29 protein-coding genes are annotated in these 22,334 nt (G+C 66.6%); 10 read left to right on the top strand and 19 right to left on the bottom strand.

All coding sequences use genetic code 11. From position 1 onward, the window contains the following. Positions 1-141: 141 nt before the first annotated feature. Positions 142-528, top strand: a complete 387-nt coding sequence (locus tag ACLBKT_RS13510; protein ID WP_410183428.1) for a VOC family protein — start codon at positions 142-144, stop codon at positions 526-528. A 27-nt stretch (positions 529-555) separates the two neighbouring features. On the opposite strand, the gene ACLBKT_RS13505 is transcribed toward ACLBKT_RS13510, so the two are convergent. After that, on the bottom strand, positions 556-984 hold the full coding sequence (locus ACLBKT_RS13505) for a nucleoside deaminase (protein WP_410183427.1): 429 nt from the start codon (positions 982-984) through the stop codon (positions 556-558). Between the two features lie 51 nt (positions 985-1,035). After that, positions 1,036-1,278: a hypothetical protein gene (locus ACLBKT_RS13500; protein ID WP_410183426.1), complete on the bottom strand. Its 243-nt coding sequence runs from the start codon at positions 1,276-1,278 to the stop codon at positions 1,036-1,038. 66 nt (positions 1,279-1,344) lie between these two features. Here ACLBKT_RS13500 and ACLBKT_RS13495 point away from each other — a divergent pair, with 66 nt between their 5' ends. Then, a complete protein-coding gene (locus tag ACLBKT_RS13495; RefSeq protein ID WP_410183425.1) occupies positions 1,345-1,926 on the top strand; it encodes a type II toxin-antitoxin system PemK/MazF family toxin in 582 nt (193 codons plus the stop codon). 317 nt (positions 1,927-2,243) lie between these two features. Next, entirely contained in the window at positions 2,244-2,531 is a 288-nt protein-coding gene (rpmB, locus tag ACLBKT_RS13490; RefSeq protein ID WP_410183424.1) for a 50S ribosomal protein L28, read from the top strand. Positions 2,532-2,757: 226 nt separating this feature from the next. Here rpmB and ACLBKT_RS13485 read toward each other — a convergent pair whose 3' ends face one another. The 3 genes from ACLBKT_RS13485 to xseA form a co-directional block, all read right to left on the bottom strand. Continuing rightward, the gene (locus ACLBKT_RS13485; RefSeq protein WP_410183423.1) at positions 2,758-3,765 is read right to left on the bottom strand and encodes an esterase-like activity of phytase family protein; all 1,008 of its coding nucleotides are present in this window, start codon (positions 3,763-3,765) and stop codon (positions 2,758-2,760) included. A 61-nt stretch (positions 3,766-3,826) separates the two neighbouring features. Further along, positions 3,827-4,030, bottom strand: coding sequence for a DUF2093 domain-containing protein (locus tag ACLBKT_RS13480; protein ID WP_410183422.1), 204 nt, complete (start codon positions 4,028-4,030; stop codon positions 3,827-3,829). A gap of 24 nt (positions 4,031-4,054) precedes the next feature. Then, positions 4,055-5,503, bottom strand: coding sequence for an exodeoxyribonuclease VII large subunit (gene xseA / locus ACLBKT_RS13475; RefSeq protein ID WP_410183421.1), 1,449 nt, complete (start codon positions 5,501-5,503; stop codon positions 4,055-4,057). Between the two features lie 146 nt (positions 5,504-5,649). Between xseA and purD the strand changes: the two genes are divergently transcribed. The 3 genes from purD (at position 5,650) to ACLBKT_RS13460 (ending at position 8,442) form a co-directional block, all read left to right on the top strand. Then, positions 5,650-6,921: a phosphoribosylamine--glycine ligase gene (gene purD / locus ACLBKT_RS13470; protein ID WP_410183420.1), complete on the top strand. Its 1,272-nt coding sequence runs from the start codon at positions 5,650-5,652 to the stop codon at positions 6,919-6,921. 224 nt (positions 6,922-7,145) lie between these two features. Continuing rightward, complete coding sequence (locus tag ACLBKT_RS13465; RefSeq protein ID WP_410183419.1) at positions 7,146-7,529, top strand: hypothetical protein; 384 nt, start codon at positions 7,146-7,148, stop codon at positions 7,527-7,529. An 88-nt stretch (positions 7,530-7,617) separates the two neighbouring features. Beyond that, positions 7,618-8,442, top strand: a complete 825-nt coding sequence (locus ACLBKT_RS13460) for a hypothetical protein (RefSeq protein ID WP_410183418.1) — start codon at positions 7,618-7,620, stop codon at positions 8,440-8,442. A gap of 465 nt (positions 8,443-8,907) precedes the next feature. Here ACLBKT_RS13460 and ACLBKT_RS13455 read toward each other — a convergent pair whose 3' ends face one another. Beyond that, complete coding sequence (locus tag ACLBKT_RS13455; protein ID WP_410183417.1) at positions 8,908-9,909, bottom strand: adenosine kinase; 1,002 nt, start codon at positions 9,907-9,909, stop codon at positions 8,908-8,910. A gap of 131 nt (positions 9,910-10,040) precedes the next feature. Here ACLBKT_RS13455 and ACLBKT_RS13450 point away from each other — a divergent pair, with 131 nt between their 5' ends. From ACLBKT_RS13450 to ACLBKT_RS13440, 3 genes are read left to right on the top strand one after another with little or no spacing between them, the layout of a single operon-like run. Further along, positions 10,041-10,742: an EI24 domain-containing protein gene (locus ACLBKT_RS13450; RefSeq protein WP_410183416.1), complete on the top strand. Its 702-nt coding sequence runs from the start codon at positions 10,041-10,043 to the stop codon at positions 10,740-10,742. Continuing rightward, a complete protein-coding gene (locus ACLBKT_RS13445) occupies positions 10,739-11,134 on the top strand; it encodes a hypothetical protein (protein ID WP_410183415.1) in 396 nt (131 codons plus the stop codon). Before ACLBKT_RS13450 ends, ACLBKT_RS13445 begins: the two co-directional genes overlap by 4 nt. 59 nt (positions 11,135-11,193) lie before the next feature. Continuing rightward, a complete protein-coding gene (locus ACLBKT_RS13440) occupies positions 11,194-12,138 on the top strand; it encodes a hypothetical protein (RefSeq protein WP_410183414.1) in 945 nt (314 codons plus the stop codon). 12 nt (positions 12,139-12,150) lie between these two features. Here the strand turns inward: ACLBKT_RS13440 and ACLBKT_RS13435 are convergent, their stop codons facing one another. From ACLBKT_RS13435 to ACLBKT_RS13375, 13 genes are all read right to left on the bottom strand, one after another. Beyond that, positions 12,151-12,516: a HesB/IscA family protein gene (locus tag ACLBKT_RS13435; protein ID WP_410183413.1), complete on the bottom strand. Its 366-nt coding sequence runs from the start codon at positions 12,514-12,516 to the stop codon at positions 12,151-12,153. After that, positions 12,513-13,007 carry an N-acetyltransferase family protein gene (locus ACLBKT_RS13430; protein WP_410183412.1) on the bottom strand — a complete coding sequence of 165 codons (495 nt, stop codon included), beginning with the start codon at positions 13,005-13,007 and terminating at the stop codon, positions 12,513-12,515. The genes ACLBKT_RS13435 and ACLBKT_RS13430 overlap by 4 nt, the downstream gene beginning before the upstream one ends. Then, positions 13,004-13,465, bottom strand: coding sequence for an SUF system Fe-S cluster assembly protein (locus ACLBKT_RS13425; RefSeq protein WP_410183411.1), 462 nt, complete (start codon positions 13,463-13,465; stop codon positions 13,004-13,006). The genes ACLBKT_RS13430 and ACLBKT_RS13425 overlap by 4 nt, the downstream gene beginning before the upstream one ends. A 5-nt stretch (positions 13,466-13,470) precedes the next feature. Further along, the gene (locus tag ACLBKT_RS13420; protein ID WP_410183410.1) at positions 13,471-14,697 is read right to left on the bottom strand and encodes an aminotransferase class V-fold PLP-dependent enzyme; all 1,227 of its coding nucleotides are present in this window, start codon (positions 14,695-14,697) and stop codon (positions 13,471-13,473) included. Further along, complete coding sequence (locus ACLBKT_RS13415; RefSeq protein ID WP_410183409.1) at positions 14,694-15,041, bottom strand: hypothetical protein; 348 nt, start codon at positions 15,039-15,041, stop codon at positions 14,694-14,696. The genes ACLBKT_RS13420 and ACLBKT_RS13415 overlap by 4 nt, the downstream gene beginning before the upstream one ends. Next, a complete protein-coding gene (locus tag ACLBKT_RS13410) occupies positions 15,038-15,793 on the bottom strand; it encodes a SufD family Fe-S cluster assembly protein (protein ID WP_410183408.1) in 756 nt (251 codons plus the stop codon). Before ACLBKT_RS13410 ends, ACLBKT_RS13415 begins: the two co-directional genes overlap by 4 nt. Continuing rightward, positions 15,790-16,533: a Fe-S cluster assembly ATPase SufC gene (gene sufC / locus ACLBKT_RS13405; RefSeq protein ID WP_410183407.1), complete on the bottom strand. Its 744-nt coding sequence runs from the start codon at positions 16,531-16,533 to the stop codon at positions 15,790-15,792. The genes ACLBKT_RS13410 and sufC overlap by 4 nt, the downstream gene beginning before the upstream one ends. Next, positions 16,533-17,057, bottom strand: a complete 525-nt coding sequence (locus ACLBKT_RS13400) for a hypothetical protein (protein ID WP_410183406.1) — start codon at positions 17,055-17,057, stop codon at positions 16,533-16,535. The genes sufC and ACLBKT_RS13400 overlap by 1 nt, the downstream gene beginning before the upstream one ends. Then, complete coding sequence (locus ACLBKT_RS13395) at positions 17,054-17,617, bottom strand: endonuclease domain-containing protein (protein WP_410183405.1); 564 nt, start codon at positions 17,615-17,617, stop codon at positions 17,054-17,056. Before ACLBKT_RS13395 ends, ACLBKT_RS13400 begins: the two co-directional genes overlap by 4 nt. 1 nt (position 17,618) lies before the next feature. Beyond that, entirely contained in the window at positions 17,619-17,777 is a 159-nt protein-coding gene (locus ACLBKT_RS13390; protein ID WP_410183404.1) for a hypothetical protein, read from the bottom strand. 270 nt (positions 17,778-18,047) lie between these two features. After that, positions 18,048-19,529, bottom strand: coding sequence for a Fe-S cluster assembly protein SufB (sufB, locus tag ACLBKT_RS13385; RefSeq protein WP_410183403.1), 1,482 nt, complete (start codon positions 19,527-19,529; stop codon positions 18,048-18,050). Next, positions 19,526-19,963 (bottom strand): SUF system Fe-S cluster assembly regulator, encoded by a 438-nt coding sequence (locus tag ACLBKT_RS13380; protein ID WP_410183402.1) that lies wholly within the window; start codon positions 19,961-19,963, stop codon positions 19,526-19,528. Before ACLBKT_RS13380 ends, sufB begins: the two co-directional genes overlap by 4 nt. A gap of 90 nt (positions 19,964-20,053) precedes the next feature. Continuing rightward, entirely contained in the window at positions 20,054-20,947 is an 894-nt protein-coding gene (locus tag ACLBKT_RS13375) for a helix-turn-helix domain-containing protein (protein WP_410183401.1), read from the bottom strand. Positions 20,948-21,281: 334 nt separating this feature from the next. On the opposite strand from ACLBKT_RS13375, the gene ACLBKT_RS13370 reads away from it, so the two are divergent. Beyond that, on the top strand, positions 21,282-22,325 hold the full coding sequence (locus tag ACLBKT_RS13370) for a quinone-dependent dihydroorotate dehydrogenase (protein WP_410183400.1): 1,044 nt from the start codon (positions 21,282-21,284) through the stop codon (positions 22,323-22,325). Positions 22,326-22,334: the final 9 nt, after the last annotated feature.

Below are 22,334 nucleotides of genomic sequence, written 5' to 3'. Positions count from 1 at the left end.
TCGACCGCCAATCCGTGGCGCTTTTGCGACGAAATTCGCCCGCAAAACCAGCCGCTCGCCGAAGGCCTGACGGCGCTTGCATTTGGCTCGGCGCGCAACATCTGGAAACCAACACCGGCTCGCGTCCCGAAAGGCAGGCCCATGACCTATGCGCTCGACCATCTGACCATCCTGTCGCGCTCGCCCGAACAGGCAGCGGCGTTTTACGGCTTCCTGCTCCCGCGTATCGGCTTCACGCAGAAGCAGCCGCACATCTGGGCCAATGCGGCCGGGCTTTATATCCAGTTCGGCAAGGCCAAGCAGGGCACGGGCGACTATGGCCGCTATGCTCCCGGCCTCAATCATTTCGGGCTGTCGGCGCCCAGTCCCGATGCCGTGCGCGCGCTCGCTGCCGAGCTTGAGGAAGCAGGGATCGAAGCCCGGCTCCAGACCTTCGATCCCGGGATCACCGCGCTGTTTGTCCCCGACCCTGATGGCCTGAGGGTCGAGATTTCCTATTATCCGCCGGGTGTTCCGCCGGTCGATTGAGGGGTTTGCGCCCCTAAGCCCGGCGTCTCAGCGCCGCTCTCTGAAAAATCCCCGGAGCATGTCCGCCGCCTCGCCCTCGCCGATGCCGCTGTAGACCTCGGGGCGGTGCAGGCATTGCTCCTGCTCGAACACCCGCGCACCATGTTCGACCGCGCCGCCCTTGGGATCGCTGGCCGCGTAATAGAGCCGCTGGATGCGCGCATGGGCAATCGCACCCGCGCACATCGCGCAAGGCTCCAGCGTGACCCACAATTCGCAGCCGGTGAGGCGTTCATCGCCCAGCGCTTGCGCAGCGCGGCGGATGGCGAGGATTTCGGCGTGGGCGGTGGGATCGTGATCGGTTCGCGGGCTGTTATGTGCCTCGGCGATCACGTGCCCGTCTTTCACGATCACCGCGCCGATCGGCACCTCGCCTGCGGCCGCCGCAGCGCGGGCCAGCGCAAGGGCACGAGGCATGAAGCTGCGGAATCCCGCATCGCTCACGCCCCGCGCCCTTGGCGGTAAGGTTTATTCGTCGCCGGTAGCCGGCGTGCCCTTGGCATCGGGCATGGTGATCTTGACATCCGGAACCTCGACCGTCGTTTCCTTGGTGCCGACATCGACGTCGGCGGTTTCGACGTCATATTCCGGCAGCGCGCCGCCTGTCACTTCGACTTCGGGCATTTCGCCTTCCTTGGTCTGGTCGACATCGCACGCGGCGAGCCCGATTGCCAAGGGGGTGATGAGGCTGGCGATAAGGATACGATTCATGCTGATCTTCTCCTGTCAGCCTGACACGGCGGGCGGCGCCCGGTTCAGGCCTGTCACATCAGCACGATGGACGGGCCTGTCCGGCCATTAAATGGGTTAGGCTGGCGCGAAGAGGCGCCGGGATTGCGACCATCCCGGTTGAGCGCCATCTGCTTGAGAAGATTGACGAATTGGCTTCGCCGCCTAGAAGGCAGGGACCATAAAAAAGCGGACCGCCTAGTGCCTCTGATGTATTACCCCAAACCGGGTGAAATTCTGCTCTGCGATTACAGAGGGGGCTTTATCGTTCCTGAGATGGTCAAGACGCGGCCAGTTATCGTTGTCTCGCCGCGTCTCAGGCGCAGAAGGGATTTGGTGGCCGTTGTTCCTCTGAGCACTACCGCACCAACGCCCAGGGAAAATTACCATTGCGAAATCGTCTTGGCGCAGCCGCTGCCAAAGCCTTTCGACAGCCCCGTCATGTGGGCGAAGGCCGATATGCTCGCCACGGTCGCAAAGTCTCGTCTGGATAGGTTCAGAGCGGGCAAGAACCCACACGGCGGCACACGCATCTATATGTCAGGATCGGTTGACGCAGCGCAACTTAAGGCCGTCAGAGTGGCAGTTCTTTGCGGCCTAGGCCTTGATTCATTGACGATTCATCTGTGAGGCTTTATCTACCATCCGTCCCCGCTCTGCTTCGGCATCGGGCTAGAAGACTGTCACCGCCGCACAACAGTGGAGACAGCCAGCCTCTTTGAAAGCGATTCCAAGCTTCTTGAGGCTGTTGTGGACGGAAGGCCCTGCCGAAAGGCGGGGCCTTCGCGCATTTTCCAGCTTGAAGATTTCGGCTAGCCTACAGCCAAGGTCCGGATTTCAAACTGAGACCCTACCGACGCGCGCAACTTGCTTGACGATTCGGCAGCGCCCCGTTATGCGCGCCGCTTTCCCGGACCACATCCGAACTTTACGAGAAGAGACACACCATGTCGCGCATCTGCGAACTGACCGGCAAGGGCCGCCAGGTTGGCCACAATGTGAGCCACGCCAACAACAAGACCAAGCGCGTGTTTCTGCCCAACCTGCAGAACGTCACGCTGATGAGCGAAAAGCTGGAGCGCAGCTTCAAGTTCCGCGTGTCGACCCACGGTCTGCGCTCGGTCGAGCACAATGGCGGGCTCGACAACTGGCTGCTCAAGACCAGCGACGACAAGCTTTCGGCCAGCGCGCTGAAGGTGAAGCGCGAGCTGGTGGAGGCTCAGGCCGCCGCCTAAGACGGCGCTGTCCTTCGGGATAGCAACGGATCGATCAAGCGCTCGGGGTTCCGGGCGCTTTTTCGTTTGCGGGTTGGAGAGATGCGCCTCAGCCCCTGTCCCGTTCGCCCTTGGCTGTTCGAAGGGCCGTTCTGTGGTTCGCGCCTAGGGAACGACCCGAACGCCGTCCTTCGACAAGCTCAGGACGAATGAAGGTGGGGGGCGGCGTTCCCGCTCCCAGACAACGTCACCCCTCCCAATCGAATCGCACCAGTATATTGCGCTGGAAGACCGAGAAATTGTCGTCGGCGATCAGCCACAGGCTGCCGCGCGCGGGATCGGATGCGGAGGGGACATAGGCCAGGCCTTCGAAATTGTCGGCGAAGACGCCGCCCGTCAGCCGCTGGATGATTCGCGCTTGCCACGGCTGGCCTGCGCGAATCCTGCGCGGATCGGCGATGGCGATGGCGGTGTCGAAGCGCGCGGGCAGGGCATAGGCGACACGTCGCAGCAAAATCAGCACCCGACCATCGGGCAATTGGGTCGCGTCGACCGGATCATAATCGCGCGGCGCGGCAAAGGGGAACGCGGTCGGCTTGCCTTTCGCCACCGGATCGGTCGGGTAGAGCAGCGCCTGGTGCAGCGTGTCGCTGCCGCTCTCCGGCCCTTCGGCGATGATCAGAAACCGCCCATCGGCGAGCCGCTCCATCGTCTCGGGGCCGCTGTTCGGGCTCCAGCGCGCCATTTCACGCGGGGCGCGGGTCTGGCTTGAGCCATCGGCGGCGAGGCGCATAATGAGATTGTCGTTTTCGAACGCGGCCCACAGCGTTTGGGTGACAGGATCATGGGCGAGCGATTCGAGATCGACGATCTCTTTGCGCCCGCGGTCGCTGATGCCGACAAAGCGGAAGCTGCCCGGCACGGCGCGCGGCGAATCGCCTGACAGGTCGAGATCGAGCAGGAAGCCGCGGTCGGTCCCCGCGATCAGTCCGCGCTGATCATCGGCGACCAGCGCCGAAAAGCCGCCGAACCAGCCATGCCCGGCGGTGAGCTCCCACGCGCCGCTCAGGGTGAGATCGCCGGACACGCCGCCGCGCGCGTCGAGTGGGGTGACGGTGATGTTCGCGGCATCGCTGCGCTGCCCGATCGTGGTCTGGACGATGGTGCCGGGCACCAGCCCGATGGCGACCAGCGCCAGCAGCACCAGTCGCCCCGCCCGCAAGCGTCCCTTGGGCTTCGTGCGAACCCGGTCCATCACAGGGGGAGTGTCGGTCAGGCGCGGGCCTTGGGGCGGCAGGTGGTCCGGGGCGCGACGATCACTCGATGCCGAGCAGGCGACGCGTGGCGATTTCGCAGGACGCATAGGCCTCCTGCCGCTCGGCGCTCCAATAGCGCAGCTCGGGCAGGGGTATCGCTTCACCGGTGACGGCGCAGAGCACATGGCTCCCCGGGCGCAGCACGCGGAAACTGGAGGGGCCGTAATAGAGTTTGGCGGCCTTGTCGGACGGGGTCATCAGCATGATGCGAACCATAGCACCGAGCGGCTAACGGAACAAATCATCTTGGATGGCCGAGCGCGGCGCAGCCCGTTTGCGCGGCGCGGCAGCGGGGGGCGGGGACGCTGGGGGCGCGTGTCCGGCGGGCACGGCCGCGAGGTTCCCATCGCGAAATTGCAGCGTCAGCGCCGCCTCGCCCGCAGCCTCGGCGCGGGTGGTGAGCGCCTTGCCGCCCGCATCCCTTACGATCGCATAGCCGCGCTCCAGCGGCTTTTCGGGGTGAAGCTGGCTCATCACGCGGGCGAGCGCGGCGAGCCGGTCGGTGCCATGGCGCAAGGGCCGCTCGATCAGCGCGGGGCTGAGCCGCGCGCGGTCAAGACGGCGCTGGGCCTCGGCAGCAGACCGCGACAGCAGGCTGGGCGACAGCCGCGCGGCGACGCCCGCCAGCCGCTCGCGCCCTTTGGCGGAACGGTCGCCGAGCGCGCGCCGCAGCCGCTCGGACAGATCGTCGAGCCGCTGGGTCTGGGGGGCGAGCAGGTTCTCGGGGCGCGGCAGCAAGCGCGCCCGCGCCGCCAGCCGTTCCCGACCCAGCTCGACCGGGCGATAGACCGCGCGGCGCTGGCGCGCGGCGAGGTCGGTGAGCGTGAAGGCGAGATCGGCGCGCACCGGCACCGCCATTTCTGCCGCGGCGGTGGGGGTGGGCGCACGGCGGTCAGCGGCGTAATCGGCGAGCGTCGTGTCGGTCTCGTGGCCCACGGCGCTGATCACCGGGATCGTGCACTCGGCAATGGCGCGGACGACGACTTCCTCGTTGAAGCTCCACAAGTCCTCGATCGACCCGCCCCCGCGCGCGACGATCACCACATCGGGTCGCGGCACCGGGCCTCCGGGGGCGAGGCCTGAGAACCCGCGCACCGCCGCCGCCACCTGCTCGGCCGCGCCCTGCCCCTGCACCAGCACCGGCCAGACGATCACGTGGCTCGGAAAGCGATCCGCCAAGCGGTGGAGAATATCGCGGATCACCGCCCCCGTGGGCGAGGTCACCACGCCGATCACCTGCGGCAGGAACGGCAGGCGGCGCTTCCTCTCGGCGGCGAACAGCCCCTCGGCGGCGAGCCGGGCGCGGGTCTTCTCCAGCAGCGCCAGCAGCGCGCCTTCACCCGCCAGCTCCAGCGAATCGATCACGATCTGGTACTTGGAACGCCCCGGATAGGTGGTGAGCTTGCCGGTCGCGATCACCTCCAGCCCGTCTTCGGCGCGGAAATTGAGGCGGGCGGCGTTGCCCTTCCACATCACCCCGTCGATCACCGCGCCTTCGTCCTTCAGCGCGCAGTAGAAATGCCCCGAAGCCGCCCGCTTCACCCCCGAGAGCTCGCCGCGCAGGCGGACGAAGCCGAAGCGATCCTCGACCGTGCGCTTCAGCAGCGCGGAAATCTCGCTGATGGTGAGGGGCTGGGCGTTGTCGCCGGGCCGGGTCTCGGCGATCATGTCGGGCATATCGGGGCTTCCATGTGCCGGTTAGCTGTGACCAAAGAAAAGCAGCCCTTCGACAGGCTCGGGGCGAACGGATAAGGGCCGACTCAATACCCGTTCGCGCCGAGCTTGTCGAAGCGCCGTCCTGTCTTTTGCGCGAGGTTTCGCAGATGAATGTTCTTCTCCTCGGCTCCGGCGGTCGTGAGCACGCGCTGGCGTGGAAGCTGGCGCAATCCCCGAGCCTCGCAAAGCTCTACGCCGCCCCCGGAAATCCCGGCATCGCCGAGGAGGCCGAGGTGGTCGCGCTCGATGTGACCGACCATGGCGCGGTGATCGCGTTCTGCGCCGACAAGGCCATTGGCCTCGTCGTCGTCGGCCCCGAAGCGCCGCTGGTGGATGGCCTCTCGGATTCGCTGCGGGCGGCGGGGGTGCCGGTGTTCGGCCCCTCGCAGGCGGCGGCGCAACTGGAAGGCTCCAAGGGCTTCACCAAGGACCTGTGCCAGCGAGCAGGCATCCCCACCGCCGGTTACGTCCGCACCGCCTCGCTGGAGGAAGCCCGCGCCGCCCTCGCCCGGTTCAGCGCGCCCTATGTGCTCAAGGCCGATGGGCTGGCAGCGGGCAAGGGCGTGGTGATCGCCGCGACGCTTGAAGAGGCCGAAGAAACGCTCGCCGACATGTTCGGCGGCGGGTTCGGCAGCGCAGGCGCGCAGGTGGTGATCGAGGAATTCATGGAGGGCGAGGAGGCCAGCTTCTTCGCGCTCACCGACGGCACGGCGATTGTCCCCTTCGGCAGCGCGCAGGATCACAAGCGGGTGGGCGATGGCGATGTGGGGCCGAACACCGGCGGCATGGGTGCCTATTCCCCCGCCCCGGTTCTGACGAGCGAATTGCAGGCCCGCGTGATGGCCGAAATCATCGAACCCACGGTGCGGACGATGCGCGCGGAAGGGAACCCCTATCAGGGCGTGCTTTTCGCAGGCCTGATGCTGACGAGCGAAGGCCCCAAGCTGATTGAATACAATGCCCGCTTCGGCGACCCGGAATGCCAGGTGCTGATGATGCGGCTGGAAGGCGATCTGGTGGCGCTGATGCTCGCCTGCGCTACGGGCACGCTCGAAGGCACGCAAGTTGCCCTCAGCCACGAGACCGCGCTGACCGTGGTGATGGCAGCCAAGGGCTACCCCGGCACCCCGGAAAAAGGCGGCGCGATCGATCTGTCGGGCGTGGAGCCGGGCGCGGCCAAGGTGTTCCACGCCGGCACCGCACTGAAGGACGGCGCGCTGGTGGCCAACGGCGGACGGGTGCTGAACGTCACCGCCATGGCGCAGAACGTGACCGAAGCGCAGGCCCGCGCTTATGCGGCCGTCGACCAGATCGACTTCCCCACCGGCTTCTGCCGCCGCGATATCGGCTGGCGGGAGGTGGCGCGGGAGCACGGGTAACGAAGCGTTCCCGTCACCCCAGCGGAAGCTGGGGCCTAGGGCCGCAAGCACCGCACGTCGCCGCCCTAGGTCCCAGCTTTCGCTGGGATGACGAAGAGTGGCAGGAGTTGCCCCACTTCCATTCATATGCGCTGGCCCGGTGCGATCCCGGATCTGCCGGAAAGCCTGCGACAAATTTGATTCCGATCAAAGACGCTGGCCTTGGGGAGGCCCACAAGGCCAGCATGACCCACCGCCTCACCTTCATCGCCGCTGCGACCTTGGCCCTCACCGCCTGCGCTACCGCGCCCGGCACCGACAACCCGCCGCCGATGGTGGGCAAGGCGACCTTGCCCTCGCCCGACACCCGTGCGCCCGCCTTTGTCGAAGCGGCCTGCGGGGGGTGCCATGCGGTCGAGCCGCCGTTCCTGTCGCCCAATCCGGCCTCGCCCAGCTTTGCCGCGATCGCCAACCGGCCGGGGCTGTCCGAGACATCGCTCGCCGACTGGTTGGCCGAGGCGCACAATTACCCTGAGGACATGGATTTCACCCTCACCCGCCCCCAGATCGACCAGATCGCCCGCTACATGGTGACGCTGCGTGACGCGGGTTACGTGCCGGACGAGTGACCGCATTGCGCCCTGCGGGGCCCGCATTTGGCTGATCAGGCAGACGTGTGCTAGCATAGGGCAACCGTAATCGAGAGGGGGGATCTCGATGCCGTATCGCCATGCGCCATATTTCGTGGGTTTCGTGCTGCTGGTCATCATGGCCGGGTTCTGGGCGAGCTATTTCGCGTTCGGAGGTGCGATCCCGCTCGCTTTCCACGTCCACGCGATCTCGTCGATGATGTGGCTCGCTTTGCTGATCGTCCAGCAGGTCGCGGTGCAGCGCCGCGCCATCGAACTCCACCGCTGGCTCGGGCGGGCGAGCTTTGTGCTGTTCCCGTTCCTGATGTTCGGCTTCGTAATGATCATCAACCGCGCGGCGCACCGGTTTGTGGTACGCGAGGACGAGGTGATCGCTGCGCTTGGCCCGGCCTTCGGGGTCGGCATGGGGATCGCGATCGCGGCCTATCTGACGCTGTTCTACCTCGCGCTCAAGCACCGCCGCAATGTGAAGCTCCACGCGGGCTATATGCTCGCGACCCCGCTGATCCTGTTCGAAAGCCCGTTCAGCCGGGTGATGGGGGATTATCTGCCGTGGATGAACGTGATTGGGAGCGATTTCCCGCTCGCGATCCTCGATACCATCGCGATCAGCGACGCCCTGGTGGCCGTCTTCGCGCTGGTGCTGTGGGCACGCGATCGCAAGCACGGTGCGCCATGGCTGGTGGCGGCGGGTTTCACGATGCTTCAGGCGGTGATGATGTGGTTTGCGCCCTTCATGCCGGGGCTGACCGAGGGCTTCGCCGCCTATGCCGCGATCCCGCCCGCGATGACACTGGCGCTCGGTATCGCGGCGGGCAGCGCAGCGGCATGGCTGGGCTGGGAGGCAGGCAAGCGCCCCGCGCGGGCCAAGACAGCAGCGGCAACGGTCTGAGGCGCTTTCCTACCGCGGGCGAGCGGCGATAATGTCAGCGCCGCTCTTTCCCATCGTCAGCCTGCAACCATCAGTGAGGCCCACAAAGCAGGCCCCGTTCCCCTGTCCGTCCGCTTGTTCTGGGCGTTTATAGACCCATGAAATACAAGGAAAAATCGGGCAATTACAAAGCGGACAGCGTGTCCGCTTTGTCCGCTTAAGCCCGCAGGGCTTGAACGGCGTCGAGGACGCTCGCCCGGAGGGGCGAGGGCAAGCGACGGGCCAAAGGCCCGCAAGGGCGACTGCCCGCCCGCAGGCGCTCAAGCCCGCAGGGCTTGAAACAGCGCCGAGGACGCTCGCCCGGAGGGGCGAGGGCAAGCGACGGGCCAAGGGCCCGCAAGGGCGACTGCCCGCCCGCAGGCGCTCAAACCCGCAGGGCTTGAAACAGCGCCGAGGACGCTCGCCCGGAGGGGCGAGCGCAAAGCATCAAAGCCGCTCGGCCATCAACGCCTGCATGTCGGCCTCCGGGCGGGGGCCGTAGTGCGCGATAACCTCCGCAGCGCAGATCGCGCCGCGCTTGAGGCACTGCGCCAGCGGCTCGCCCTTGACGTAGCCTGACAGGAACCCGGCCGCGAACTGGTCGCCCGCGCCGGTGGTGTCGATCACCTTGGCGACCGGCTCGGCCGCGACTTCGGCGCGTTCCCCGTGAGCCACCGCAACCGCGCCCTTTTCGCTGCGCGTCGCGACCAGCACCGGCACCTTGCCCGCGACGGCGGCGAGGCCGGCGTCGAAGTCGTCCTCGCCCGTCAGCGTCGCCAGCTCGCTTTCATTGACGAACAGGATGTCGATGATGCCTTCCTCGATCATGGCGCGGAAATCGTCACCGTGGCGCGCGATCACGAAGCTCTCCGATGCGGTGAAGGCGATCTTGCGGCCCGCCGCGCGCGCCACCTCGATGGCGCGGCGCATGGCGCGGCGGGGCTCTTCGGGATCCCACAGATAGCCTTCGAGATAGAGGATCGCGCCGCTCGCGATCAGCTCTTCGTCGAGCGCGGCAGCCGGGAGGAACTGGCCCGCGCCAAGGAAGGTGTTCATTGTCCGCTCGCCATCGGGGGTGACGAAGATGAGCACGCGGCCCGTCGCCGGTTCACCGTCGCGCGCCGGGGTGTCGAAATCGATGCCGGTGGCGCGCATGTCGTGGCGGAACACCTTGCCCAGCTGGTCGTCGGCAACCTGGCCGATGAAGGCGCATTGCAGGCCCAGGGTGGCGAGGCCCGCCAGCGTGTTCGCCGCCGATCCGCCCGACAGCTCGCGTGCGGGGGGCATAGCCTCGTAGAGCTCGTCGGCCCGCGCCTCATCGATCAGGGTCATGCCGCCGCGGTTCAGTTGCAGCTCGTCGATCAGCTCTTCCGTGCAGGAGGCGATCACGTCGACCACGGCATTGCCGATGGCGATCACGTCATAACGGGGGTCGGTGTTGGCGGGCACAGAGAGTTCCTTGGGCTTGCTGGGTTGGCTTTCGCGCCGCCTAGCCCCCTTCTGGCCACAGGCCAAGCCATCTGTGTGCGGCGCAGCATACGCGCGTTGACTTCGCCGCGCAGGGATACCATCGCAGCGCCATGTCAGCCGTCCCCGCCGCGATTGTGAAAGCCTTTGGGCAGCTGGGCGACCGCGCGGTCGTCGCGGTGCTGGTGAAGAGCATCGTGATCACGCTGGTGCTGTTTGCCGGGCTGGGCGTGGGGCTCTATTTCGGGCTGGTCGAGGCCGGGCAGCGCTACGGCGTGGAGGAAGGCTGGGCAGGCCTTGCCGCGGTGCTGCTGGTGCCGCTGGCGATGTGGCTGCTGTTCCGGGTGGTGGCGCTGGCGGTGTTGCAGTTCTTCGCAGACGCAATCGTCGTCGCGGTCGAGGCACGGCACTATCCGGCGCTGGCAGAGCGCGCGCAGCCCTTGCCGCTGCCGCGCGAGGTGGCGGTGGCGACGCGGGGCCTGCTGCGGGCGCTGGGCTACAACCTGCTCGCCCTGCCGCTGGCTGCGGTGCTGCTGTTCACCGCGATCGGCCCGGCGGTGGTGTTTCTGGCGGTTAATGCCGTGCTGCTCGGGCGCGAGTTCACCGACATGGCGTGGCTGCGGCATCACACGGCTGCTGGCGGAGGGGATGAAGCGGCCAACCCCTCGCCCTGGGCCGAGCGGGCGCTGCTGGGGGCAGCGATCGCGGGGCTGATGCTGGTGCCATTCCTCAACTTCGTCGCCCCGGTTATTGGCGCGGCAGCGGGAACGCATCTGGTGCTACGGCGGATTGAAGCAGGGGCGGCAGCGCGGTGAGAGGGACTGCGCCATCACTCGCCGCGCTTGCGCTGCTGCTGGGGGGCTGCGCCGGGTCGAGCAAGCCGGCGCCGACCCGTCCGCCTGCCGCGGTTCAGCCGCGCAGCACGGTAGTGCGCGTGCCGGAGGTGATGGCGCCGAAGGGGCTTGAGGGCGTGATCGGTTCCTCGGCTGAAGCGCTGCTCAAGCGGTTCGGCACGCCGCGGATCGATCTGGTTGAAGGGGACGCGCGCAAGCTCCAGTTCGCAGGCGCGAAATGCGTGCTCGATATCTACATCTACCCCGTCTCCGCCGTCGCCCAGCCGACCGCCACCCACGTTGTGGCCCGGCAGCGGCAGGGGGGAGGCGCGGCTGATCCCGGCGCCTGCATCCGCGAGGTGGAAAAGCGGTAACGCCGTCTTAAGCCTGTTCGTGCCATGCTGCGCGCGATTTTCAGGGGATAGACCGCCGCATGACCACCCAATTCCTCGCCGTCGCGCAGGCCGCTGCCGCGGACGGACGCATCACCGCCGACGAACTGCTCAGCTTGCGCCGCGAAGGCTGGGGTGACGGGATCATCACCCGCGCCGAGGCCGAAGCGCTGTTTGCGCTCAACAATGCCCTCAGTGAGCGCACGCCCGAATGGTGCGATTTCTTCGTCGAAGCGATTGGCGAATTCGTCCTCAACGGCACCCCGCCGCGCCTGCAATGCTCGCTGGAGGAGGCCGAGTGGCTCATTGGCCAGATCGATCATGACGGCGTTGTCGAAAGCATGGTCGAACTGGAAACCATGGTGCGCATCATCGAGCGCGCCGAGAACACCCCCGACCGGCTCAAGAACTATGTCCTGGCTCAGGTCGAGCGCGAGGTACTCACCGGCACCGGCCCGACCCGCTGCGGCGGTGCGCTGGCCGCGACCCACATCAGCGCCGCCGAATGCCGCATCATCCGCCGGGTGATCTGGGCGAGCGGCGGCCACGGCCCGGCGGCGGTGACGCGCTGGGATGCGGAGATGCTGTTCCGCCTGAAGGACGCCACATTGGCCGAAGAAAACGCCGCCGAATGGGACGATCTGTTCATCGACGGCGTGGCGAACTTCCTCAAGGGCTTCGTCCTGCCCAACGCGCAGGTCAGCCACGAACGCAAGCGCGAGCTGGAGGCCTTCGTCGCCGACAGCTCGGTCAACGTCGGTCGCTTCATGGGCCGCGTTGCGAAGGAAGCGCCGCAGGTGATGAACCACTTTGGCCGGGTGTTCGGGAAGAAGCAGGCGACGGGCACGGACTTTGACGCCCTCGCCGCAGCAGGCGAAGTCATCACCGATTATGAAAGCGAATGGCTCGAAGGGATGATCGCGGCCGATGGCGAGGTGGACGAGCTCGAAAGCCGGTTGATCGCACGGCTGGCAGCGGAAGGGTGAGGCGTCAGCGCCTCACACCATGAAGCTCTCCCCGCAGCCGCAGGCTCCCTTGGCGTTGGGGTTCTCGAACACGAAGCCGGCGGTGAAGTCATCCTCGCGCCAGTCCATGATGCTGCCGACGAGGTAGAGCACGCTCGCCCCGTCGATGTAGAACACGCCGCCGGGGGTGACGATCTTCTCGTCGAACTTCGCCTCAGTGGTGACGTAGTCGACCGAATAGGCGAGGCCCGAGCAGCCGCGACGCGGGGTGGAGAGCTTCACGCCGATGGCATCCGCCGGGGCCTTGCTCATCAGCTCGGCGATCCGCGCCTCGGCGCTCGGCGTCAGGGTGACGGCGGCCTTGGGGGCGGGGCGAGCGGTGGTGGTCGTCTCGGTCATTTGAGCCTCTTCTGCCAGAACAGCGCGTGCCCGGTGGCGGGATCGAGCTGGTAGTCGCCATAGCCTTCGCGGGCGTAGAGATGCCGCGCCGGATTGCCGCTCAGCACTTCCAATGTGATCTTGCAGGCCCCGCGCTTCAAGGCCTCGGCCTCGACGGCCTGGAGGAGCGCCTTGCCGACCCCGCGCCCGCGCGTTTCGGGCAGCACGGCGAGGTCGTGGATATTGACCAGCGGCGCGGCGGCGAAGGTCGAATAGCCCATGAAGCAGTTGGCGAGGCCGACCGCTTTGTCATCAAGCCGCGCGATCAGCGAGAAGGCTTGGCGGTTCGCCGCCAGATCGCCCGCGAGGCGCGCCCTGACGTCATCGCGCAAGGGCTCGCCCCCGCCCATCGGGTCGCGGGCATAGGCATCGAGCAGCGCCACGACGTCGGCCGCATCGCGCGCGTCGCGGTAATCCGCGAGGGTAATCGCAAGGGCGGCGGTGTCGCTCACAGCATCCCCAGTTCGAGCCGCGCCTCGTCGCTCATCTTGTGCGGGCCCCATGGCGGGTCCCAGACGAGATTGACTTCGGCATCGCGGATCCCGGGCACGCTCGAGACGCGCAGTTCGACCTCGCCCGGCATGGACTCGGCGACCGGGCAATGCGGGGTGGTGAGCGTCATGGTGACGGTGGCGTCACGGTTCTCGTCCACCTCGACACCATAGATCAGGCCGAGATCGTAGATGTTGACCGGGATCTCCGGGTCGAAGATTTCCCGCAAGGCCGCGATCACGTCGGCCTGAAGGTCACTGCCTTCACCGCCGACAGCCGTTCCGGTCTTGGCGGCGAGGAAGCCTTCGAGATAGTCGCGATTGCGCGGGGTCTCGGGCGCGGCGTCGGTATCGACAGCATCCGCGACACGGGCGCGGGGCGGCTTGGTCATGTCCGGGTGATCGGCTGAGCTGTCCATCGCTCTCATCCTCTTCCAAAAATCTTGCGGGTGCGGGCGATCCCGGCGAGCAGCGCGTCGACATCGGCCTCGGTGGAATAGAGGCCGAAGCTGGCGCGCGCGGTGGCGGGGACGCCGAGGTAATCCATCAAAGGCTGGGCGCAGTGGTGCCCGGCACGGATCGCGACATTGCTCTCGTCGAGGATCGTGCCGAGATCGTGCGGGTGGATCTCGTCGAGCGCGAAGCTGACGATCCCGGCGCTGTCGGCGGGGCCGAAGAGCGTGACGTCATTCATCGCGCCGAGTTCACGGCGCAGGCGGGCCACCAGCACCTGTTCGTGGGCGTGGATGCGTGCCGGGCCGATGGCCGCGACGTAGTCGGCGGCGGCGGCGAAGGCGACGGCCTCGGTGATTGCGGGGGTGCCGGCCTCGAACCGTTGGGGGCCGCTGGCATAGGTGGTCTTGGCGAAGGTCACCCTATCGATCATCGCCCCGCCGCCCTGATAGGGGGGCATGTCGGCGAGAATGTCCTTCTTCGCCCACAGCGCCCCGATCCCGGTCGGGCCGTAGAGCTTGTGCGCGGAGAAGACGTAGAAGTCGCAGGCCAGCGCGGCGACATCGACGCCCATGTGCGGCGCAGACTGGCACCCGTCGAGCAGCAGCTTCGCGCCGACCTTGTGCGCCATCGCGGCAGCGCGCGGGGCATCGAGCAGCGCCCCTGTCACGTTCGAAACATGGCCCAGCGCGACCAGCTTGTGCCGCTCGGTCAGCATGGCCTCGGCGGCATCGAGGTCGATGCGGTGATCGTCGGTCAGCGGGCACACATCGATCACCGCGCCCACCTCTTCCGCCACCATCTGCCACGGCACGATGTTCGAATGATGCTCGGCCTGCGAGAGGAGGATGCGGTCGCTTGGCCGGAGGTTCGCGCGGCCCCAGGTCTGGGCGACGAGGTTGATCGCTTCGGTGGCGCCGCGGGTGAAGACCAGCTCGTCCTCATGCCCGCCGATGAACCGTGCGACGGTGCGCCGCGCCGCCTCGTAAGCCAAGGTCATCTCGGCCGAGCGGGTGTAGACCCCGCGGTGGACGGTCGCGTAATCCTCCCCCAGCGCGCGCGCCATGGCGTCGATCACCGCACGCGGCTTCTGCGCGGTGGCGGCGGTGTCAAGGTAGTGCCACGGCTTACCGTCATGGGTGACCATGCCGGGGAAGTCGGCGCGCAGGTCGCGCTCGATGGTCGTCGGAGCGTTCATGCCTTGGCCTCGTAATGCTCGCGGATCAGCCGATCGACGAAGTAGAGCGCCTCGGAACGCAGCGTCTGCCGCTTGGTGATGCTGCCGTGCGACACCTCCTCATAGAGCCTGACGGCTTCGGGCGAATCCGCCGCGGCGTCGATCTGCGCCTCGCAAACCCCGGCAATCGCCAGCGCCCACTGCCAGCGTTCGTCGGCATTGGGGGCAGGGGCGTTGGCGGCGAGCTTGTCGGCCAGACCTTCGCGCAGGCAGGCGTGGGCGGCATCGAGTGCCGGATTGGGCTGCGGCACGGTGCCGACGACAGCCGGTGCTTGTGCCAAGGCGAGGGCGAGGACCAGGCTCACAGCTTGGCTCCCTCCAGCGCCGCCAGTGCCGCATCGAGCAGCGTCTCGCGCTCGGCCTCGTCCTCCAGCGCCACGAAGGCATCGCCGATGAAAGCCTGCACCAGCAGCCGCTGCGCTGTCGCCGGATCGACCCCACGCGCCATCATGTAGAAACGTGCGTCCTCGTCGAGTTCGCCCACGGTCGCGCCGTGCGCGCATTTCACATCGTCGGCGAAGATTTCGAGCTGAGGTACGGCATTGGCGCTCGCCCCGGCTTCGAGCAACAGGCCCTTGAAGTCCTGCGCGGCGTCGGTCTTCTGCGCATGGCGCGCGACCTTGATCTCGCCGAGGAAATTGCCGGTGCCGGTGCCCCAATGGACCGCGCGGACGGTCTGGTTGCTGGTCGCCTCCGGGTCTGCGTGGATGACCTGCGTCACGAATTCGCGGGTGGCCGCGCCGCCGCCGATGGTGACCCCGCCGAATTCGAAATGCGCCCCCTTGGCGAGGCGGACTTCCAGCTCGACCCGGGTGTAATCGCCGCCTGCGTTGGTGACGAAGAAGGCGGCGCGCGCGCCCTCGCCCAGCGTCACGCGGAAGCGGTGGAGTTCGGGCGCGTCGGAGCCGACCACGAGGCAGCGCGTCACGCTCTCGCCCGCGGGGACGTCAACCGCCTGCCACTGGTCGAGCGCCGCAACGCCAAGCCGCGCCACGCCGTCCATGTCGGCATAGCGCCACGCTTCATCGCGGCGGGTGGGGAGGGTGGCTACCGTCACGCCATCACCGCGTCATAGCCCTCGGCCTCGAGCCTCAGGGCGAGTTCCGGCCCGCCGGTCTCGACGATGCGGCCGCCGGCAAGGATGCTGACCTTGTCGGGCTTCACCACGTCAAGCAGGCGCTGGTAGTGGGTGATGAGCAGCACGGCCTTGTCCGGCGAGCGCATGATGGCGTTGATCCCCGCGCCGACGATCCTGAGCGCGTCGATATCGAGGCCCGAATCCGTCTCGTCCAGCACCGCAAAGGCGGGATCAAGGATGCCCATCTGCACCATCTCGGCGCGCTTCTTCTCGCCGCCCGAGAAGCCGACATTCACCTGCCGCTTGAGCATGTCCATGTCCATCTTGAGCAGCCCGGCCTTGTCCTTCGCCAGCTTCAGGAACTCGCCGCCGGAGAGCGGCTCTTCCCCGCGCGCCTTGCGCTGCGCGTTCAGCGCCTCACGCAGGAACTGGACGTTGGAGACGCCCGGGATCTCGACCGGATATTGAAAGCCGAGGAACAGGCCCGCCGCGGCGCGTTCATGCGGTTCGAGCGCGAACAGATCCTGCCCGCGGAACATCACGCTCCCGCCCGTCACTGCGTAACCCGGCTTGCCACCCAGCACGTTCGCCAGCGTCGATTTGCCCGCGCCGTTGGGGCCCATGATGGCGTGGATCTCGCCCGCAGGCACGTCCAGCGTCAGGCCCTTGAGGATCGGCTTATCGCCAACCGAGGCGTGCAGATCGGTGATGGTCAGCATTACTTGGAGTCCTTGTCTTCGTTGGTCGCACCGGGCGCGGTGGCGTCGGTGCGGGCCTTGACCACGCTCGCATCGCGCAGTTCGATCACCAGCCCCTTGGGCCGCCCTGCTTCGTAGGCATCGCTCGCCGCCGTGGCCCCGGCCATGCGCGAGGTGAATTGCTGGTCGAGATCGCGTCCGCGCGCGACGTGGATGGTGCCGATATTGTCGAACAGGGTGTTCACCTGTTCCGGGCTCAAGGTGGTCTTGGCCCCGGCAAGATCGGCATTCGAGTTGGCGATAGCCTTGGCCTTGACCTCGGCACAGCGCACAAGATCAGCCGCGTGCTGGCGCTCGAAATCGGCAGTGCCCGCGATGCGCCGGTTGGCGACGGTCAGGCAGCGGCGGTAATCCGCCACATAGGGCTGGATCAGGCGCGGATATTCAACGGTCCAGGTTTCGGGATTGTCGTTCTTGATCGCGACAACCGACTCGTTGGCGGATTGCAGCGCAAGAAGCGGAGCAAAGAGGGTAGCAATGATCACGCACGGCTCCGGGGCTTGGCGTTGCGGGAGGAGGCAGCCCTGTCACCGGAGGGCGATTTGGGGCGCGAATAGGTCTGCTTGGGATTGGCGGCCTTGTGCGCGCGGGCGGCCGCTTTGCGTTCCTCGATCCGGTCGCGCATCACCTGAGTAAGCTGCTTCAGCACGGCGTCGATATCGGTGAGGATATCGCTGGCGGCGATGCGCATCACCTTGATCCCGACGCTTTCGAGGCTCTTGTCGCGGCGCTTGGCGAGGGTGTCGTTCTGTCCCTCCTCGTCAATCGCCAGCGCGAGACCGAGGTTGTGGCAGTTGAAATCGACAATCGCGCTACCGACCACCGCGTGGCGCTTGAAGGTGTAGCGGCCAAGATCGGCTTTGGAGAACTTCTCGGCCAGCGCCTTGTGCGCGTCTGTCGAATGGCGGCGCAACTCGCGCGCCTGTTCGTGCAGGGCGTCGAGCCGCTTGTCCGAAATCTCCCACCCGCGGCCCTTCTTCTTGAGCGCGGGGGCTTCGGAGGAGGCAGCCTCGGGGTTGAGGGCGAGGGTTTTGCGGGTGGTCATTTCAGTCGGGCCTCGGCATTTTTGCACGATCTTCGTCAGACATCGAAAGCCGAAAACGACCATTACCAAGATCTTCAATGATTAGCTTAGCATCAAAGTGTGCCGCTTGCGTTTTCATGATCTCTATCATCTCAAGATCATCAGTCGTGACAATCATCATCCGACGCTGCCCTCAAGCAAACCACCTTCGTCACCCTGAACTTGTTTCAGGGTCCATTTTTCCGCACGCGCGGTGGGTGCATGGGGCGGGATGGATGCTGAAACGAGTTCAGCATGACGGGGGAAGCGGGCCTTGGTCACCTCACGTTCCCCTCGAGCAAAATCGCCCATTCGTCATTGCGAGCGCAGCGAAGCAATCCAGAGCCGCACGCGCAAACACTGGATTGCCGCGCGGCTTCGCCGCTCGCAATGACGAAGGAGGAGAGGGCCTTCATCCGACCGAACCCTCAAGCGAAATCGCCAGCAGCTTCTGCGCTTCGACCGCAAACTCCATCGGCAGCTCTTTCAGCACGTCCTTGGCAAAGCCGTTGACGATCAGCGCCACCGCTTCCTCTTCGCCGAGGCCGCGCTGCATCGCGTAGAACAGCTGTTCGTCGCTGATCTTGCTGGTGGTCGCCTCGTGCTCGATCTGGGCGCTGGGGTTCTTGACCTCGATATAGGGCACGGTGTGCGCGCCGCACTGGTCGCCGAGCAGCAGGCTGTCGCACTGGGTGAAGTTGCGCACGCCGCTCGCGGTCGGGCCGACGCGGACGAGGCCGCGATAGGTGTTGTTCGACTTGCCCGCCGAAATGCCCTTGGAGATGATCGTCGAGCGGCTGTTCTTGCCGTTGTGGATCATCTTGGTGCCGGTGTCGGCCTGCTGGTAATTGTTGGTGACCGCGACCGAGTAGAACTCGCCCACGCTATCCTCGCCGTTGAGCACGCAGGAGGGGTACTTCCATGTCACCGCCGAGCCGGTTTCGACCTGCGTCCACGAGACCTTCGAGCGGTCCCCCTGGCACAGCGCGCGCTTGGTGACGAAGTTGTAGATCCCGCCCTTGCCCTCGGCGTTGCCGGGGTACCAGTTCTGCACGGTCGAGTACTTGATCTCGGCATCGTCGAGCGCGACGAGTTCCACCACGGCAGCGTGGAGCTGGTTCTCGTCGCGCATCGGGGCGGTGCAGCCTTCGAGGTAGCTGACGTAAGCGCCCTTGTCGGCGATGATCAGGGTGCGCTCGAACTGGCCGGTGTTCTCGGCATTGATGCGGAAATAGGTGCTGAGCTCCATCGGGCAGCGCACGCCTTCGGGCACGTAGACGAAGGTGCCGTCGGAGAAGACCGCGCAATTGAGCGCCGCGAAGTAGTTGTCGCGCACCGGCACGACGCGCCCCAACCACTTCTTCACCAGATCGGGATATTCGCGGATCGCCTCGGAGATCGAGAGGAAGATCACCCCCGCGCGCAGCAGCTCCTCGCGGAAGCTGGTGGCGACGCTGACGCTGTCGAACACCGCATCCACCGCAACCTTCTTCGCGCCCTTGACCCCGGCGAGGACTTCCTGCTCGCCCAAGGGAATGCCGAGCTTGTCGTAGACGCGCTTGATCTCGGGATCGAGGTCATCGAGACTGTCCAACTCGATCTTCTTCTTGGGCGCGGCGTAGTAATAGGCGTCCTGATAGTCGATCGGCGGATAGCCGAGCTTGGCCCAGTCGGGCTCCTCCATCGTCTGCCACAGGCGGAAGGCCTTGAGGCGCCATTCGAGCATCCATTCGGGCTCGTTCTTCTTGGCGCTGATGAAGCGGACGGTGTCCTCGTTCAGACCCTTGGGCGCAAATTCGGTGTCGATCTCGGCCGACCAGCCATGCTCGTAATCGGCGACCTTGGCCGCCGCCTCGCGCGCCTCGCGGTCCTGGATGTCGATGTCTTCGCTCATGCCGGAAGGTCCTCGGAAAGGGTGGTGGGCGCTGCCACGGGTCCGCGCAGCTGGGCCAGCGTAATGCCCGCCAGCGCGCCGCGCAGCGCGTTGTTGATGATCGGCCAGTGCGGCTTCATGTTGCACCCGCTCTCGAAATCGCAGGGGGTGTGGTCAATGCAGGCCGTGAGCGCGATGCGGCCCTCGATCGCCTCGACGATGTCCGCCACCGTGATCGCCGCTGCCGGTCGGCCCAGCTGCAAGCCGCCATGCGCCCCGCGCACAGAGCGCAGCAGGCCCGCGGCCGTCAGCTTCGAGACCAGCTTCTGCACCGTCGGCACCGGCAGCCCGGTCTCGGTCGCAAGCTCCGCCGCGCTCACCCGGCCGCTGCCGCAATGCAGGGCGGCCTGGCACATCGTAATGACGGCGTAATCGGCAAGGTTGGACAGGCGCATATTGCGAGCGGTTCTCAATTCGGACGGAATCAGTCCGAATTGGAATTAGGAGCATTTTGTTCGCATTACAACCGCCAATGCGCCCAGCGCTCAGACGTCGAGTTCGCGCAGGTTTCGTCCGTCGATCATCTCGGCAAGGTAGGGCGTGGTCGCGTCGGTGAGCCGCGCCGGTGTGCGGCCGACAAAGTGCGCGATCTCGCGGATCATGTGCGGTTGATCGAAGAAGGCTTCGGAAATCGCGGCTTCGTCCTCCATCGACAATTGCGGGGCGGAAAGCAGCGCTGCGGCGCGCAAGGCGCGATATTTGCGGGCCAAGGCACGCGGAGGCAGGCCGAAATAGCGTTCCACAAGCCGCTGCACCTGCCGACCCGAGTAGCCCGCGACCCCGGCCAGCGCGCTGACTTCGGGATTGAACGAGGCGCTCAGCCAGCGGCCGGTTGCGGCAACCAGTGCAAGATGGCGCGGATTGACCGGCTGGATGTTGCGTTCAATGAAGTCGCCGACCGCGATAGCGCAGTCCCGACCGCTCATCGTGCCCTGGCGATAGGCAGCGATCAACCGCTCCCCCAAAATGTCGATTTCCGGGCCGAGCACGCTGGCGGCAGGGAGCAGCCGGTCACGCCATTGTCCGGCATGAAGTCCGGTCAGCGCCGCCCAACCCACGGGTGTCAGCGCTGCGCCAAAGGCATGGAACGGCCCCTCGACCACGATCGGCGTGGCGCGCGAGAGCGGCGTCATCAGGCCGACCGTGTGATTGGGATCGCGGCGCCCCTGGGCAAACAGCATTTCGCCTGTGCCATGCGGAAACAGGCACAGATTGCCAATCGCAGCCGGCTGAATGTCGCGGATCACCGGCTCGTCACAGCGAAAGTGGTAGAGCGTGGTCACGAAGGGCGCGATCGGCGCGGGCGGCGCAATATAGTCGACCGCAATCAGCGCGGCAGAGGTCAGCCGCTGCTCCCCTCCCGGCAGGCCACTGGTCATTTCGGAAGAGGCAAGGGGCGCGTCCATGATGTCAACGAACACCTGATGCCACATTTCTTTCCCTGTCAAAACAGGACAAAAAAAGGCGGCGCTCCATCGGGAGCGCCGCCTCTGTGAGTTGAGGAACTCTTTGCATTGCTGCTCCGAGCCCTTCGGGTCGCAAGACCGGCATAACCTGCGAATCCGCGGCGGGATTGTATGCAAGCGACACGAAATCCCCCCAAATCGCCCCGAAAACCCGACAAAATATAACCCAGATTAAATTCGTGGGATGCTGTCCCGAAGCAGGCCGATTTGCTCGACATGCTAGACCGGCTGACTTAGGCGCCAACCCATGCTGTTCCGCCTGATCAAGCCCGCCCTTTTCGCCCTCGATTCGGAAACCGGACACCGTCTGGCGATCCGGTCCCTCGCCGCCTTGCCGCGCCGCGCGCCGGCGGCGGCGGGCGGGCCGCTGGCAGTGGAGGTGGCGGGGCTCACGTTCCCCAATCCGGTCGGCGTGGCGGCGGGCTTTGACAAGGATGCCGAGGTGCCCGACGCGCTGCTGGGGCTGGGCTTCGGCTTCACCGAGGTCGGCTCGATCACCCCGCTGCCGCAAGCGGGCAATCCCAGGCCGCGCCTGTTCCGGCTGGTCGAGGATCAGGCGGTTATCAACCGGATGGGGTTCAACAATGGCGGGGCAGAGGCGGCGCTGGCGCGGCTGCGCGCACGGGCCGGGCGACCGGGGATCGTGGCGGTCAATATCGGCGCCAACAAGGATTCCGCTGACCGCATCGCCGACTATGCGGTGATGGCCCGGATGATGGCCCCGTTTTCGAGCTATCTCTGCGTGAACGTGTCCTCGCCCAACACCCCGGGCCTGCGCGCGCTTCAGGATGAAGGCGCGCTGAGCGCTCTGATCGATGCGGTGATTGCGGCGCGCAACGCGGCCATGCCGTCCGCGCCGCCGCCGATTTTCCTCAAGGTCGCGCCCGATCTGGAGCCCGCCGACATCGACGCCATCGCCCGCATCGCGATCGACAAAGCGTTGGGCGCGCTGGTGGTATCGAACACCACGATCAGCCGCCCCGCGCTGCGTTCGCATCACGCGGGCGAGACCGGGGGGCTCTCGGGCGCGCCCTTGCGCAGCCTCGCCACCCAGCGCCTGCGCGATTTCCGCAAGGCGACCGGGGCTGCCATCCCGCTGGTCGGCGTCGGCGGCATCGCCACCGCCGAACACGCGTGGGAGCGCATCCGCGCGGGCGCTTCGCTGGTGCAGCTCTATTCGGCGATGGTCTATGAAGGCCCCGGCCTCGGCGCGCGGATCGTGCGCGGACTGGAGCGGCTGATGCGCCGCGATGGCTTCGCAAGCATTGCCGAAGCGGTGGGAAGCGAATAGCACCGCCGC

The sequence above is a fragment of the Erythrobacter sp. W302b genome, from assembly GCF_046452395.1.
In the GTDB taxonomy this organism is placed as follows: domain Bacteria; phylum Pseudomonadota; class Alphaproteobacteria; order Sphingomonadales; family Sphingomonadaceae; genus Erythrobacter.
The sequence above is the reverse complement of the archived record's forward strand: the minus strand, read 5'-3'. Positions and strand labels throughout refer to the sequence as shown.